Genomic DNA, 16,520 nt, shown 5'->3' on the forward strand with positions numbered 1-16,520 from the left:
CCGAGAACGCATGGGCCCCACACACGTCGAACCCAAAGTGCTACGGACGCGGACCGCTGATGACCGGTGCCAGGAACGGGCTCGGCGTCCCGTGCCAGGACACACGTAGTGCCTCCCGCGCCCGCGTGCACGCCACGAACAGCACGCTCAGCTCGCTATTCATATCTTCCTGGTGCTGCTGGGCGTCGACGTCCACCGGAGTCACGGCGGACGTCATCGGGACTGTGCCGTCCATCACCCCGGCAACGGCGACGCAGCGGAACTCCAGTCCCTTCATCCGGTGCATGGTGCCTATCCGCACCCCCGCACCACTGCGCCCGGCCCCCAGGACGAAAGCAGGGATCCCGGCGTGCTCCAGGGCCTTGGCGATGTCCCGCCCGAACTGGATGAACCGCACGGCGATGGCGATGTGTTCCGCCTCCACGCCCGAGGCTATCCACTTCTCCACCTGGGCCACCAGCGCCGCCGTCTCCTCGGGCTTCGTGGCGTGGCCCGCGGTCTCGGGCCGGTCGCCGTGCATGGTGGAGCGATAGCCGGCCAGGGTCTCCTTGTCGTCGTCCATGTCGTCGGGCTTCTCTCCGGTCAGCAGCGCGGTGGACCAGACGAGGATCTCCTGCGTGGTGCGGTAGTTGACCCGCAGCCGGTACGAGCGTCCGACGACCTCGATGCCCAGCGAGCGAAGCGAGACCCGGTTGCCGTAGATACGCTGATGGGTGTCCCCGGCGAGGAACAGGTCGTCGGCGCCGGAGCCGACGAGGGCCCGCAGGAACCGCCACTGGGCGGGGTGCAGGTCCTGCGCCTCGTCTACCACGACATGCCGGAAGGGCCGCTCACCGCTCCCGTCCAGGACACGTGCGGCCTCCGCGCACACCTGCAGGAACGTCCATTCCCCGGCCAGGCGCAGCTGCTCCTCGAAAGCGGAGACCGCGCGCCACACCTGAAGGCGTTTCAGCGGCCCGAGCCCGCTCCCACGGCCTGTCCGCAACACTTTCAGGTACTCCTCGGGAGTGGCGACGGCATGCGCGAGGACGACGTGCCGCCACTCCTGGTCGAGGAAGACGTCCGTGAAGTCGAGGTTCAAGCGTCGCGCGATCCGCGCCCACCGGGCGGTGATCTCCTTCTGGTCGAAGACCAGTTTCAGCGGTGCACCGCCGCGGTCCGCCCGTACGATCTCGTTGGCCAGGGCGTCGACGTTCACCACCCGGATTTTCGCGCGGACGGCGTCCTCCGTGATCAGCAGCTCCATGCAGCGCTGCAGTTCGGCGGCCAGGTCCTTCGTGTAGGTCGTCAGCAGCACACAGCCGTCGGGCGCGTCGGTGGGCAGGCGCCGCGCGAGGTGGTATGCCCGGTGCAGCGCGACGACGGTCTTGCCCGTACCCGGCCCGCCGGTGACCCGCGCCGACCCGGCGTGACTCTCCTGGTAGGCCACCCGGTACTGGCTCGGATGCAGGAAGACCCGCCAGGCGTCGAAGGGGCGCTGAAGGATCTCCAGCAGTTCATCGGCTCCGGAGACGAGGGCGATACGGCCGCGTGAGCGGCCCATCGCGGTGCCCAGCTCGTCGCCCTCGGAGGCGCGGGCGCTCTGCACGGCGGTCCGGGCGTACGCCTGCACGAGCTCGCGGTCGATCTCCTCGGGCTTCATACCGGTCGCGAGCCCGAGCAGCACGTCGTACTGCTGCTCGGGAAGCACCTTGTGCAGCGCCTCCAGGTGGGCCTCGTCGGGGACCAGCCGGATGATCGGCAGGATCTCCTCGTCCACCCCGAGGCTGCGCAGCACCTTGTCCGGATACGCGGCGGCGGGGAACAGACGGGACGGCTCGTCGGCGGCCAGCGCCCGCAGCCCGGCTGTGGCCCGCTCCAGGGCCACGTCGTTGCGTATCTCGATGCCCTGGGTGGCCTCGTTCACCGACGCCCGGTGCTTGGCGGCCCAGTCGTTGGCCTTGTCGTGCGGGAGCACCTTCAGCAGCAGGTAGCTGTCGCCGGACTCCGCCTTGAGGACGACGCCGCGCCAGAAGTCGGTGATCCGGATGGTCCGCAGCCGCGGATCCTTCTGGTGCGTGAGCTTCTCCAGATGCAGTCCCGCGTGCGTGGCTGCCGCGAACTTCTCGAACACCTCGAAGACACGTTTCTGGACAGGTTTCTCCAGGGCGGCGAACTCCATCAGAAAGTCCCGGTGCATGCCCAGCGTCGCCATCCCCGCCCCCTCCGGCCAGCCTTCCAGGAACTACGATCACTTTACTGATCGCCCCGCCAGGAGGGGGAGTTCGTGCACACCATCGGCCAGGGCACCGTGCTCGGCGACCGCTACGCACTTGACCGACCTCTCGGACGCGGCAGCATGGGGCAGGTCTGGCAGGGACGCGACCTGCACCTGGGGCGTCCGGTCGCCGTCAAGACAGTCGCCGCAGAACTCCTCGCCGAGGCGGAGGACCGCGAGCGGGCGCGGCGCCGCTTCGTACGGGAGGCGAAGGCCGCGGCGGCGCTCGACAGCGACAACATCGCCACCGTCCACGACGCGGCCGTCACCGGTGACACCCACTGGCTCGTGATGCAGCTCGTCGATGGGGCGACGCTCGGTACGGTCATCGACGAGGCCGAGGAGGAACGGCTCGACGTGGCATCCGCAGCGGCCGCCGCCGCCCAGATCTGCTCCGGCCTCGCCGCCGCGCACGCCGCAGGTCTAGTCCACCGGGACCTGAAGCCCGAGAACGTCATGATCCGTCGCGACGGCGTGGTGAAGATCCTGGACTTCGGCTTGGTGAAACTGATGGCGGACGACGGCCCGAGGCTCACCGCCACTGGTGAGCAGCCCGGCAACCTCCGCTACGCGTCGCCCGAACTGCTGTCGGGCGACGCGGCGCTCGACGGACGCAGCGACCTGTACAGCGTCGGCTGCCTGCTGCACCATATGCTCGCCGGAATCCCGCCCTTCCCCGCGGAGCGGCCGATGGCCGTCCTGCGAGGGCATTTGTACGACGCGCCGCCCAGCCTCGCCACGGCGGGCGTCCCCGTACCGGACGCGCTCCAGGAACTGGTCCTCGCCCTGATGGCTAAGAGCCGCGACAATCGGCCTGCCTCGGCCGCCGAGGTGTACGGCGCGCTCGGACCGTGGCTGCCCGCCGCCCGCCCCGGACCCGGCACCCTGCGCGGCTTCGGTCCCGAGGACCCACGCCGACCGTTCGTACTCCCGCAGGGCCCGTACCCGGTGTGACCACCCGATCACCAGGCGCGTGAGAACATGCCGTACGGGCGACCGCACGAACTGGGCAGGGGGCCGAGCGCGGCGTGACACGACGGATCAGAGGACACTACGAGCTGATCGACCGCCTGGGCCGCGGTGGCATGGGCGATGTGTGGTCGGCCCGGGACCTGCGGCTGGACCGGCCCGTCGCAGTCAAGTTCCTGTCGGCGGGTGGCCGCGGTGTCGACCTCGACCGCATGGAACAGCGCTTCCTGCGCGAGGCCCGCCTCACCGCCCGGATCCGCCACGCGAGCGTGCCGGTCGTCTTCGACTCGGGTCGGCTCGACGGAGACGACGGCGACGGACTGTACCTCGTCATGGAACTCGTGCAGGGCGATACCCTCTCCCGGCTCCTCAAGCGCAACGGCCCTTTCCCGATCCACCTCGCCGCCGAGGTTGCCGCACAGGCGGCCGACGCCCTGGCCCACGCCCACCGCATCGGCGTCGTCCACCGTGACCTGAAGCCGTCCAACCTGATGCTCACGCCGAACGGCACGGTGAAGGTGCTCGACTTCGGCATCGCGGCGGCCCTGGAGCCGGACGTCGGCGAACCCCGGCTCACCCGCACCCAGGAAGTGCTGGGCACACCCGGGTTCATCGCACCGGAACAGGCGGACGGCGGGCGGGCGACGGAGCGGAGCGACCTGTACGCCCTGGGCTGCGTGTTGTACGAGATCCTGGCGGGCCGACCGCCCTTCACCGCGGGGACGGCCGTAACACTCCTCTACCGGCACGCGTACGAGGAACCGCCCCGGCTCGGCGATCTGCGCGGTGACATACCCGCGGGCTTCGCCTCCCTCATCATGGAACTGCTGGCAAAGTCCCCCGACGACCGCCCGTCGACGGAAGAGGTCCGCAGCGCGGCACGCCCATGGCTCACCCGGTCGCCCGGCCGGGCTGTCCCCGGGAGAACGTCCGCCACCTCCGGGAGCACGTCTGCCAAGCCGGGCAGCGCGGCAGCCACCGGCTCCGGTGCCCTGCGGTCCGCTTCCGTCTCCGTATCACCCCCGGCCGGCCGCTCCCTTTCCGGGCCGATCCCTGCCCCGCGCCCCGCGCCTACCGCAGACCCCGCCCCGGCCGCCGCCATACCTCAAGAGATCCTCGACCAGGCCGCCCGGGGCGACCACGCGGCGGCTGCCGCCTCGCTGGAGCGGATGCTGCACGAGACGGCCCGCCCGCTCGGCGACAGCGAGACCGTGGCGGCGCGGCTCACACTGTGCGACCTGCTGGTGAAGTCGGAAGAGTTCACCCGCGCCCACGGCGGCTACTCCGCACTCGGCGACGCGCTCCGCCGCAGCCGCCCGGCCACCGACCCGGATGTACTGGCCTGCCGGGCCGGCTCGGCCACATGTCTGGCCGAGCTGGGGCACACCACCGAGGCGCTGCACGAGTTCGAGAGTCTCCTGCCCGTGCAGCGGACCGTCTTCGGCGCCGCCGATTGGCGCGTGTTCGACACCAGGTTCCGGATCGGCTCGCTCGTTGCCCGGATGGGACAGCTGCGCGAGGCGCGTGACCAGCTCACCGCCCTGCGGCAGGAGCAGCAGCGGATTTTCCCGGCTGACGACGAACGCCACGCGCGTACAGATAGCCTGATCACCCGATTGGAGTGGATGCTGACGGATTCCGAAAGAGGTTCGTGAACTTAGTTCACAAAGGTCGATGCTGGCTTACTGCAGGAGGCGGGGCGAAGGCCCTGTATTGGCTAGTGTTCTGGCCGTATGCCAGGCCAAGGGGAGGCGGAACACCGATGACGCAGACGGCTCACCGGGAGCGAGGTGCGGCGGCTCCTCAGGAGCGACTGCCCGGGGACGGTGAGCTCGTCGAAGTACGGGGTCAGAGCTGGGTCGTCGCCAGGGTGGAACCCGCCCCGCCCTCCGACGGCCGCGCCGCCACCCTCGTCCACCTCCAGTCCGTCGCCGACGGCCGCTTCGGGGACACCCTCTCCGTCATCTGGGAAGTCGAGCCCGGCCGCCGCGTCCTCGACCGCGGCTCCCTGCCCGACGCGTCGACCGGACAGTACGACCCGCCGTACCGTCTCGCCGCGTTCCTCGACGCCGTCCGCTGGTCGGCCGTCGCCTCCGCCGACGTCAAGACCCTCCAGGCGCCGTTCCGCTCCGGCGTCGCCGTCGAGCCCTACCAGCTCGAACCCGTCTCCCGCGCGGTCGGCGCCCCCCGTGTCAACCTGCTCCTCGCCGACGACGTCGGCCTCGGCAAGACCATCGAGGCTGGCCTCGTCGTCCAGGAGCTGCTGCTGCGAGGGCGTGCCCACCGCGTCATGGTGATCTGTCCGGCGGGCCTCACCCTGAAGTGGCGCGACGAACTCGCAGAGAAGTTCGGCCTGGACTTCACGATCGTCGACGCCGAGCGCTGCGCCCGGCTGCGCCGCACCCACGGCACCGCCGCCAACCCGTTCCGCGTCCACCCGCTCACCATCGTGTCCCTGCCTTGGCTGCGCGGCACCAAGGCGCAGCGCCTCCTCGACGAGGTCGTCCCGACCCGCCAGGAGACGAGGGAGGACGGAACCGACCGCCGCTTCTTCGACCTGCTAGTCCTGGACGAGGCCCACCACGTGGCACCCGCCGCGCCCAAGCAGGTGTACGCCGTCGACTCCCAGCAGACCAAGCTGATCCGGCGGCTCGTCCCGCACTTCGAGCACCGCCTCTTCCTCTCCGCCACCCCGCACAACGGCTACCCCGAGTCGTACACCGCACTGCTGGAGCTCATCGACAACCAGAAGTTCGCCCGTGGTGTCGATCCCGACGAGCAGGCCCGCAAGGAGACCGTCGTCCGACGCCTGAAGTCCACCATCGCCAACCCCGACGGCTCCCCCCGTTTCCGCACCCGCCGCACCCGCGAACTCCCCGTCGAGTACACCGACACCGAACGCGAGATCCACGGTGTGCTCAGCAGCTTCTCCGACCTTCGCCGCAAGCGGATGACCCCGAAGGCCCGCGGTGGCCGCCGCGCCGCCGACCTGGTCACTCTCCTGCTGAAGAAGCGGTTGTTCTCCTCCCCGGCCGCCTTCCTGCACACCGTTCAGGTCTACCTCTCCCACCTGGACGACACCCGGACCCGTTCCCGCTCGGCCGCTGCCGAAGTCCCCGATTGGCTGGAGGACTTTTCCGACCTCGTCGCCGAACTCGACGACCTGGGCCTGGCGGAGGCAGAGGACGACGCCCTCACGCGCTCAACCAGCCTCACCCCGCAGGAGGACGGCGAGGAACTCACCCTTCTCCAGCAGATGGAGCGCTGGGCACTGACCCACGAGGCCGCCGCAGACTCCAAGGCCGACGCGCTCATCCGCGAGCTGAAGGCCATCTGCCGCCCCGATGGCCAGTTCTGGACCAACGAACGCGTCGTGATCTTCACCGAGTACCGCGACACCCAGAAATGGCTGCTCAACCTGCTCCAGCAGCAGGAACTCACCGACGGCGGCCGCGTCGCCGTCCTCCACGGCGGACTCAGCACAGACGACCGCGAGGACATCCGCCTCGGCTTCCAGGCCCATCCCGCCACCGACGAGGGCAAGGTCCGCATCCTGCTGGCCACCGACGCCGCCAGCGAGGGCATCGACCTCCAGAACCACTGCCACCGCCTGTTCAACTACGACATCCCCTTCAACCCCAACAAGCTCGAACAGCGCATCGGCCGCATCGACCGCTGGGGCCAGAAGACCGACCCGGAGATCACTCACTTCATCGGCGCCGGCTGGGAGAACGCCGCCGCCGGATCCTACGAGGCCGACCTGGAGTTCCTCTCCCGCATCGCCCGCAAGATCGCCCGCACCGAAGCCGACCTGGGCTCCGTCAACGCCGTCATCGCCGACGCTGTACAGCGCCGTATGACCGGCGACACCACCCCCGTCGACATCGACAACGCCAAGCCCAAGCAGATCGCCGGTCGCCGCACTGGCGGCACCGTCGCCGCCGAGCAGAACGTCACTGCGCAGGCCAAGCGCCTCGCCGAGCAATACCAGGAGACCGTGGACGCCCTTGGCCTCACCCCGGCCAACATCAAACGGGTCGTCGACACCGCTCTCACCCTGGACCACCAGCAGCCCCTGACTCCGCACTACAGCGAGGACATGGAAGGCCTCTGGACCGTCCCGCCGCTCTCGGGCACCTGGGAACGCGCCACCCGCGGCCTCGCCCACAAACTCCGCCCAGCCGAGCAGCGCCCCGTCACCTTCACCCCGCAGGTCGCTGCCCTCGGCCGCGACGACGTGGTGCTCGCCCACCTCAAGCACCCGCTGGTCGCCCTCTCCGCCCGCCTGCTCACGGCCGCCGTGTGGAACGCCGACACCGTCGGTCTGCACCGCGTGACCGCCGTCGTCACCGACGACCCCGCCGTCGAGACCGCCCTCGTCTCCGCCTACGCCCGTTACGTCCTCGTCGGCAACGACGGCACCCGCCTTCACGAGGAGATCCTCTACGCGGGCGGCTGGTTCGGCGACACCGGCCGCTTCCGCCGCTGGGAGTCCGTACGCACCCAGGGCGCAGTCCTCGCCCGCGCGCTCACCGACGGCGCCGAGGCCGCCCCCGACCTGCGGCACGCCTTCACCGACGCCTGGTCCCGGCTGGAGAAGCCCCTCCACGACTCCCTCACTGCCCGCGCCCGTGAACGCGGCACCTCCCTCGAATCGGCGCTGGCCGCCCGCCGCACCGAGGAGGAGAACCGCATCCGGGCCACCCTGGACCGCTTCGAGGCCACCCTGCGCGCCAAGCTCAAGGAGGAGGGCGACGACGACAACGAGCAGATCGCCCTCTTCGGCACCCGCGAGGTCACCACCGCCGAACAGCGCCAGTACCGCGAGGACCGAGACCGCTGGCAGGCCCGCATCGAAGGCCTCGCCGCCGAGCGCGAGCGTGAACTCGCCGCCATCGCGGCCCGCTACCACGAGCCGCGCTCCCACCTCTTCCCCGTCGCCGTCGTCGTCGTGATCCCCGCAAAGGAAGCCAGCCGATGAGCCGCTCCGCCGCCTCTTCCGTCCGTGGCTCCTCCCGCGGAGTCGCCGCCGCCAGGGCCAAGGCCATGGACGGCCGAGGTCAGCACCAGGAATGGCTGGACCTCACCGAGGTCTCCGGCCCTTTCCTCACCATGCCCATCCTGCTCCAGGCCTGGCCCCAGCTCGACGCCCTCGACAAGGACCAGCGCACCCGGCTGCGCGCCCGCCACGCCGACTGGCAGGCCGACACCAACGCCGGCCGCGACGAGTGGACCGGCTACATCCTGCGCTCGCTGCTGGAGTGGGGCGATGCGCTTGTTCTGCGCGAGGGCCAGGACGACGACCTCTCCCTGGACCGCCTCACTCTCGACATCCCCGAGCACAACGCCCGTGTCCGGGCCGACTTCGCGCTCACCGAGCCTGGTACGGAACTCGCCGCCGAACCGGACACGGGGTCTGCTGCCAAGCGCGTACGCATGCTGGGCATGACCATCCCCAGCGGCACCGCCCCAACGGCCCGCCCGAGCTGGGGCGACGACTGGGCGGCTGGCCCCGCCGACCGCCTCGCCCGACTCCTGCGCCACCACGACGTACCCCTCGGCCTGGTCACCGACGGCCGCTGGTGGTGCCTGGTCTGGGCCCCGGTCGGCGGCGTCACGACCACGGCCGTCTTCGACGCCATCGGCTGGAACGAGGCCGCCGAACGCACGGTCGTCCGCGCCTTCGTCTCCCTGCTGCGCCGCCGTCGCTTCTTCGAATACGACGAGTCCGAGACTCTGGTCGGCCTGCTGAGGAAGAGCCTCGACGCGGGCGACGAGGTCACCGAGGCCCTCGGCATCCAGGTCCGCCAGGCCGTCGAGCAACTGGTGGACGCCATCGGCCGCGCCGACGCCAGCGCCATGGAACGCGGTGCCCCCGGCCTGCGCGCGAGCGGCGCCGAGGCGAGCGAGGTCTACCGGGGCGCGGTCGCGGTCATGATGCGCATCGTCTTCCTCCTCTTCGCCGAGGAACGCGGACTGCTGCCCGCCGACAACGAGGTCTACGCCCGCTCCTACTCCGCCCGCTTCCTGCGCGCCGAGCTGAAGTCCCGTGCCGACGCCGAGGGCGAGGCCTCCTTGGAGTACACGACCGCCGCCTGGCACCGCCTGATCGCGCTGTTCCACGCCGTGCACGGCGGAGTGCTGCACCCTGAGCTCGAACTCCCGGCGTACGACGGCTCCATCTTCGATCCGGACAAGTACCCCTGGCTGGAGAACAGCTTCCCCCTTCTCCCCATCGACGACCGCACGGTGCTGCACATGCTCCAGTCCGTGCAGGAGGTCCGTGTCGGCACGGGCAGGCAGAGGGAGACCCGCACGCTCAGCTTCCGCGCGCTGGGCGTGGAGGAGATCGGCTACGTGTACGAGGGCCTGCTCTCGTACGACGCCCGGCGCGCCGTCGAGACGATGGTCGGCCTCATCGGCCCGGACGGCGTGGAACACGAGGTACCGCTGAGGGAGTTGGAGTCCCTGGCGGCCACGTCGAGGGACGTGAAGACCCTCGCGAAGAAGATCTACGAGACGTGGAAGGACCCCAAGCCGCCGGCGAGCGCGGTGCGGCTGGAGAAGCTGCTGGCCCCGGCGAAGGCGGAGGCCGCGACGGAGGCGAGGCGTCTGCTGCTCGCAGCCTGCCGCGACGCGGCCCTGACGGAACGTCTGCTGCCCTTCTTCGGTGTGATTCGGAGGGACCTGCGGGACCTGCCGGTGGTCATCCCGGCGGGCGCGCTGTTCGTGACGGAGTCCTCGCTGCGGAAGAACACGGGTACGCACTACACCCCGCGCCGGTTGGCGGAGGAGGTCGTGCTGCACGCGCTGGAGCCGCTGGTGTACGAGCCGGGGCCGCTCCAGACGGCGGACAGGGATGCCTGGGTGCCGAAGACAGCTGAGCGGATCCGTGAGCTGAAGGTCGCGGACATCGCGATGGGCTCGGCGGCGTTCCTGGTGGCCGCCTGCCGGTACTTGGGGGATCGGCTGATCGAGGCGTGGGAGCGGGAGGGCCGCGAGGAGGCGGTCAAGTACCGGGCGGGGCGCGCTGTTGACGCGGTCACTGCAGCGGACGCGGAGTCCGACCCGGTAGTGATCGAGGCCCGGCGCCAGGTGATCGAGCACTGCCTGTACGGGGTGGACATCAACCCCATGGCCGTGGAGATGGCCAAGCTCTCGCTGTGGTTGGTCTCCATGGACCCGACGCGTCCGTTCACTTTCCTGGACGACCGGTTGGTGGCGGGGGACTCGCTGCTGGGTGTGCACAACATGGAGCAGATCAGAGCGGAACACCTGGAACCGACCGAGAAGCGCAGCCTGCTCACCAAGCACGCCGACGAGCGCGCGGAAGCACTGAAGAAGAAGGCCAAGGAACTCAAGGACCTTCGCTTGGCGATCACTTCGGTCAGGGGTGTGGACCTGGTCGCGCTGCAGCGTAAACGGGAGAAGCTCTCCGAGGTGAACCGCCACTCCGCACGGCTACGGCTTGTCGGCGACCTTCTCGCCGGTGCGGCACTGGCTACCTGTGCCTCGGGACGCGTCGAGTGGTACGTGGAGGACGGTGGCAAGCGCATCAAGGATCTCTTCCCGCAGGCTGAGCTCATCGTGGAACGGATCATCGACGAGGAGGTTTCGGAAGACTCGGATGAAGTGCGGGAAGCCCATGCCACCGCTCAAGAGTGGCTTTCCTCCGAAGCCCCGAGCGGAGGGCTGGCCCGACGACCTCTGCACTGGCCCCTGACCTTCCCTGAAGTCTTCACGGAACATGGAGGCTTCGACGCGATCATCGGCAACCCGCCGTTCCTCGGCGGCCAGAAACTGACGGGCGCTCTGGGTGAGGCGTACCGCGAGTACATGGTCGACTACCTCGCTGACAAGAAGCGTGGTAGCGCCGACTTGGTGGCCTACTTCGAACTCCGCGCTCACCAGCTCCTCAACAAACATGGCCAGACGGGACTCATCGCCACCAACACTCTGGCTCAAGGCGACACCCGTGAGGTCGGCCTGGACCAGTTGGAGGAGAAGAGGAAGGTCAGCATCCGGCGGGCGGTGAAGAGCGCACCCTGGCCTTCAAAGTCGGCGGCCTTGGAGTACTGCGCCGTCTGGACTTCGGTGCCGCCGCTCGCGAACGAGGCGGACAGAGTGCTGGACGGCGAGAAGGTTCGGGGCATCACGACGTCGCTGGATCCGCAGTCACGGGTGAAGGGACGGCCGTATCGACTGGTATCCAATGCCGGACAGTCGTTCCAGGGATCGATCATCCTGGGCAAGGGATTCATTCTGCCGCCCCAGCAAGCCGAGGAGCTCATCCACCGGGATCCACGCAACCGCGACGTCCTCTTCCGCTACCTCAACGGCGAAGACCTCAACTCCCGTCCGGACTGCTCGGCCAGCCGTTGGGTGATCAACTTCCACGACTGGCCCGAGGAACAAGCACGCGAGTATCCCGACGTCTTCGCCATCGTGGAACGCGACGTGAAACCCGAACGACTGAAGAACAACCGCAAGGTACGCCGAGAACGGTGGTGGCAGTTCGCAGAGCGCGCCCCAAGGCTCTACGCATCCATCGCCGGACTGGAACGCATTTTGGTGGTAGCGCTCGTGTCGCGAACCGTGATGCCGGTTCCGGTACCGACAGGACAGGTCTTCTCGCACATGCTCGGGGTGTTCACAACCGCGGACTCTTCCCACTTGGCGTTGCTTAACAGCGGAATTCACTACTCGTGGGCGATTACACGCGGATCCAGCCTCAAGGGAGACCTCCGATACACGCCGTCAGACATCTACGAGACGATGCCGCAGCCAGCTAGCAGTACCTCCATGATCGCTGCAGGTGCTGAACTTGATCGGACCCGGCGCTCCATCATGGCTCAACGAAGTGTGGGGCTGACCAAGCTCTACAACCTTCTCCATGATCCCGCTTCAAAGGATGAGGAAATCGAAGCTCTGCGACAATGCCACCGAGCCGTGGATAACGTGATCTCAGAGGCCTACGGGTGGACCGACCTGAGCTTGGAGCATGGCTTCCATGAGACTCGCCAAGGCGTGCGCTACACGTTTCCGATGCGTACTCGTACCGAGATCTTGGACCGACTTCTGGAGCTCAACCATGAGAGGCATTTTCAGTCACCCACAGAAGATGGCGAGGGACTACTTTTCTGACCTTCAAAAGAGAACGGAGTCAGCTTTCCCTGTGTGCTGGGCGTAGTTCAGTTCGAGTAGGCGATCGATGACTTCAGTCTGGATCACCTGCGACAGGCTGAACCGCATCCCTTGTCGAGTCGTTGTGAAGCCGTGGTACAGGTTCAGGTCTTGCCAGTTGTAGGCATCCACCACGGCGTGGTCGACCTCTACATGTGCGGCGCGCAGAGCCTGAATGTCTCCGTCGATCACGCTTGGATCGTGGACGAGGTTGTACAGCCTGGTCAGGCCAACCTTACGCTGACTCATGATTGAGCGCCTGATCCGATCGAGTTCGGCGCCCGTGGTGGCCATGGCGGTGGTGCGCGATGGCTGGGGCAATGTCTCGTAGATATCCGACGGAGTGTAGCGGAGGTCTCCCTTGAGGCTAGACCCCCGTGCGATTGCCCACGTGTAGTGGATGCCGCTGTTGAGCCAAGTAAGGTCCTCAAGGCGATCGGAGGCGAACACTACAGTCTGTTCGCTCGTGACCTGACCAGTGGGCACGAAGACTGGTAGCCCCGTCTTGCTCACGCGTGCTACCACCAAGACACGGTCCAGCTTTCGGATCTTTGAGTACAGGTCTGGCCTGCTGCGCTCGTAGAGCCACCACTTCTCGCGCGCGTTCTTGCTGTGCGTGATCTTCAGTCGTTCGGGTTTCACGTCGCGTTCCACGATGGCGAAGACGTCGGGATACTCGCGTGCTTGTTCCTCGGGCCAGTCGTGGAAGTTGATCACCCAACGGCTGGCCGAGCAGTCCGGACGGGAGTTGAGGTCTTCGCCGTTGAGGTAGCGGAAGAGGACGTCGCGGTTGCGTGGATCCCGGTGGATGAGCTCCTCGGCTTGCTGGGGCGGCAGGATGAATCCCTTGCCCAGGACGTAGGAGCCGATATAGGCGCCTGGTCGCCCCGGGGCGTCCCCAGATACCAGTCGGTGCTGAAATATCTCATTTTAAGACATTGTTGAATGTTTTATGGCCATGTGAGGATGATCCCGGTTTGGCTGCTCCGATAGTGCACACGTTCCCCTCATGGTCCTCGATGCCTTCAGTGCTGCACAGCATGTGGACGGATACTCGATCAACACCATCCGTGCCAGAGTCCGCTGTATTCGCGCCATCGCCAAGGCGGCCCTCGTTCGAGTTGAGGACTTGACCGTCGATCATGTGATGGCCTACTTCGCGGCGCGCTCGCTCAAGCCGTGGTCCCGGCGGACTTATCTCAATCACCTGCAGGCTTTCGGTAGATGGAGAGGCGTAGACCTTGTCACCGGCATTCGAAAGCCGCCGGCACCACGTTCAACGCCGAACCCTCTGCCGGAGGGGGACCTGTCCCGCATTACTTCAGTCGCGCGCGGCCATCATCGCGCGTGGGTGCTTCTGGGAGCCTTCTGCGGTCTGCGAGCGCATGAGACAGCCAAGCTCAGGCGTGAGGACATATCGGTCCTCCAGGATGGCGAGGTAGTCCTGCGGGTGCAAGGTAAAGGCGGACGTATCGATGTCGTCCCGGTCCCTCCTGTTGTTACTCAAAAGCTGGACCTCACGGCCGAGGGCCGTCTGTGGGGCGGAGTCACCCCTGAGCGCGTATCGCGCACGGTCGCTGCCATCGCGGCCAAGGAGGGCATCCGTATGCGCTACCACCAGTTGAGGCACCGCTTCGGGACGGCCGTCTATCGCGCCTCCGGCCGCGACCTCCTGCTCACCCAGCGCCTGATGAGGCATGCTTCGCCGGCGACGACCGCAGGGTATGCGGCAGTGGCCGACGATCAAATCCACAAGGTGGTCGGGTTGTTGCCGGGCGCAGACCCCAACCGCAAGAGGCGCGATGGTGAGCGAGGGGTGACAGGCTGTCAACAGTGTCGCGCCCGCATCGCCTGATCCCGCACAGCTGCATCTTGCAGGGTGCACGGTTAATCCTCTGCCGATGCTGACACCCAGCCTCATGCCCAGGGCGGATGGTGGCGGGACGGGGGCGTGAGCCGGAAGTTTCAAGTCTCGTACCTCGGCGTGCACACCCCAGCCCCAGCCCAGGCTGCCGGCCCTGTCGTTCCGCGAGCAGCTCACTTCGACCCGGCGAGGGGCCCGGCTCGCCCGGCTGCTCGTCGTGCAGTAGCTCGGCGACTGGGGACTCCCCGAGGCGGCCGTACGGCGTCCGCCGTGGCGGCCGTCGCCGCCAACGCCGTCACGCACGGACGGTCGCCCGGACAGGACTTCGCGCTGCGCCTGACACTGACGCCGGAGTCGGTGCACGTCGAGGTTACCGACACCCGGCCGGACAGGCTCCCGCTGGCACCCGGGAAACTGCCCGAACTGCCCGAACTGCCGCTGCCGGAGGCGGAGGCGGAGTCGGGGCGCGGCCTGCTCCTCGTCGAAGCCCTCGCCGACCGATGGGGCATGGGACCGCGGAACCCCTACACCAAGACGCTGTGGGCCGAGATCGATCGGGCATCCAGTCACCGCTGACGGCTTCGATGCGGCCTTCCGGCAAGGGTAACTACAGTCCACGAGTGCGACATTGGGTAACGCGACTCGGTATCGCCACGACTGCAGTCCTCGGCTTTCCCTCCCTCCGCGCGAGGCATGCCGGATATCGTTCCCGCATGACGTATGGGGGGACCGAGCGAACCGACGTGTCGTTTGGCGCAGGCGTGGCGCCCTGGACGCCGGCACCGCCCGTGATACGGGATGCCACGCATGATGCGGTGATCGTGGTGCCGGGGATCATGGGCAGCGCTCTGCGCGACACCACGACCGGGCGGTTGGTGTGGGGACTGCGTGATCCACGGTGGGTGGTCGCGGCCTGGCGCCACGAGGACGGGATGCGCCCGCTGCACCTGGACGACGACGAACGATCCGGCCGGTACGGCCGGATCGAAGCCACCGAGTTGCTACGCGTTCCGACCGCGGCGCCGTTCCTGAAGGGCTTCGAGCCCTACGGCGATCTTCTTGAAGCCGTCCGTGCGGTCGCCCGCCCCAAGGCCATACTTGAGTTCGCGTACGACTGGCGGCTCCCCGTCGCCGTCAATGGAGCGCGTCTGGCGGAAGCCGCTCACGATCACCTGGCGCGGTGGCGCGCCAGCGAGGAGCACGCTCGGGCACGTCGCTCGCATCCGGACGAGCGCGAGGCCCGTCTGGTGTTCGTCGCCCATTCCATGGGCGGCCTGGTCACCCGGGCCGCCTTCGCACATGCCGCCTCCCAGGGCAGCGATCTGGCCCCTGAGACCAGGGCCGTGGTCACCCTCGGCACCCCGTTCCTGGGTTCGGTCATGGCGGCCGTCACCCTCAACGGTGACCACTCCGGCCGGCTGCCCGCCCGGCTGCGGCGCCGCATGCAGGCCCTGTCCGCGACACTGCCCGGCGTACACGACCTGCTCCCGGACTACCGCTGCGTCGACGCGGGTCTCGATGTCCACCGGCTCACCCCGGCCGACGTGGCAGCGCTGGGAGGAGACGCTGAACTCGCCCGAGAGGCAAGGGAGTTCCAGCAGCGCATGCGGGAGAAGGGGCCTGCGCTGCCGGGCCACCGCGCTGTCGTCGGCGTCGCGCAGCCGACCGTACAGAGTCTGCGCCTCGACAGTGGTTTGGTGCACGAGCAGTACCTCTCGTTCGAGCGCAACGGTGACGGCGATCTGGCCCGTGACCGCAACGGCATCCCGCTCCGCAGGGACCGGGCCGGGGACGGCACGGTCTACCGGGACGCCGCTTCTTTCGGCCCGACCATGGGCGTGACCTCACTCCCGCTGCAGCACGGTGCACTGGCCAAGGACAGCGTCGCCATCACCTACGTCCGTGCGGTGCTCACCGAGCACGACCAGGACCTCGGCCCCGCGTTGGGTGAGGGGGACATCGGTCTGGACGTCCCGGACTGCGTCGAGGCGGGGCGGCCCTGGCTGCTGCGTCTGCGACCCGGACCGGGTTCCGTCCTGGACACGTATGCCGGGATCACATGCACCGTGCAGGACGCCGAGACCGGCCTGCGCGTTGCCACCGGCCGGCTCGGCTGGCACGACGGTGAGATCGGTGCCTCGATCACCCTTCCCGGACCGGGCCTCTATCGGGTCAGGGCCGATACCGGCGGCAACGCCCCCGTCACCCAGCTCGTGCTGGCGCTCGACTCCGACGACGACTGAGCGC

The 16,520-nt window shown here is 68.4% G+C and carries 9 protein-coding genes; 7 read left to right on the top strand and 2 right to left on the bottom strand.

The features are described 5' to 3' along the window. Positions 1-40 precede the first annotated feature (40 nt). The gene (locus tag AB0G32_RS18260) at positions 41-2,194 is read right to left on the bottom strand and encodes a UvrD-helicase domain-containing protein (RefSeq protein ID WP_361163778.1); all 2,154 of its coding nucleotides are present in this window, start codon (positions 2,192-2,194) and stop codon (positions 41-43) included. A gap of 72 nt (positions 2,195-2,266) precedes the next feature. Between AB0G32_RS18260 and AB0G32_RS18265 the strand changes: the two genes are divergently transcribed. The 4 genes from AB0G32_RS18265 to AB0G32_RS18280 all read left to right on the top strand — a co-directional run bounded on the left by AB0G32_RS18265 (position 2,267) and on the right by AB0G32_RS18280 (position 12,370). Further along, the gene (locus AB0G32_RS18265) at positions 2,267-3,211 is read left to right on the top strand and encodes a serine/threonine-protein kinase (RefSeq protein WP_280843811.1); all 945 of its coding nucleotides are present in this window, start codon (positions 2,267-2,269) and stop codon (positions 3,209-3,211) included. 74 nt (positions 3,212-3,285) lie between these two features. After that, positions 3,286-4,881, top strand: coding sequence for a serine/threonine-protein kinase (locus tag AB0G32_RS18270; RefSeq protein WP_361163781.1), 1,596 nt, complete (start codon positions 3,286-3,288; stop codon positions 4,879-4,881). 107 nt (positions 4,882-4,988) lie between these two features. Further along, complete coding sequence (drmD, locus tag AB0G32_RS18275) at positions 4,989-8,207, top strand: DISARM system SNF2-like helicase DrmD (protein ID WP_361163783.1); 3,219 nt, start codon at positions 4,989-4,991, stop codon at positions 8,205-8,207. After that, on the top strand, positions 8,204-12,370 hold the full coding sequence (locus AB0G32_RS18280; protein WP_361163785.1) for a DNA methyltransferase: 4,167 nt from the start codon (positions 8,204-8,206) through the stop codon (positions 12,368-12,370). The genes drmD and AB0G32_RS18280 overlap by 4 nt, the downstream gene beginning before the upstream one ends. Positions 12,371-12,373: 3 nt before the next feature. Here the strand turns inward: AB0G32_RS18280 and AB0G32_RS18285 are convergent, their stop codons facing one another. Further along, positions 12,374-13,333, bottom strand: coding sequence for a type IIL restriction-modification enzyme MmeI (locus tag AB0G32_RS18285; protein WP_361163995.1), 960 nt, complete (start codon positions 13,331-13,333; stop codon positions 12,374-12,376). Between the two features lie 85 nt (positions 13,334-13,418). Between AB0G32_RS18285 and AB0G32_RS18290 the strand changes: the two genes are divergently transcribed. From AB0G32_RS18290 to AB0G32_RS18300, 3 genes are all read left to right on the top strand, one after another. Beyond that, positions 13,419-14,264: a site-specific integrase gene (locus AB0G32_RS18290; RefSeq protein ID WP_361163787.1), complete on the top strand. Its 846-nt coding sequence runs from the start codon at positions 13,419-13,421 to the stop codon at positions 14,262-14,264. A gap of 279 nt (positions 14,265-14,543) precedes the next feature. Beyond that, positions 14,544-14,849: an ATP-binding protein gene (locus AB0G32_RS18295; RefSeq protein WP_361163789.1), complete on the top strand. Its 306-nt coding sequence runs from the start codon at positions 14,544-14,546 to the stop codon at positions 14,847-14,849. Positions 14,850-15,109: 260 nt separating this feature from the next. Beyond that, the gene (locus AB0G32_RS18300; RefSeq protein WP_361163791.1) at positions 15,110-16,516 is read left to right on the top strand and encodes a hypothetical protein; all 1,407 of its coding nucleotides are present in this window, start codon (positions 15,110-15,112) and stop codon (positions 16,514-16,516) included. The last annotated feature ends 4 nt before the right edge of the window (positions 16,517-16,520 follow it).

The sequence above is a fragment of the Streptomyces sp. NPDC023723 genome, assembly GCF_040639815.1.
Lineage (GTDB): Bacteria > Actinomycetota > Actinomycetes > Streptomycetales > Streptomycetaceae > Streptomyces.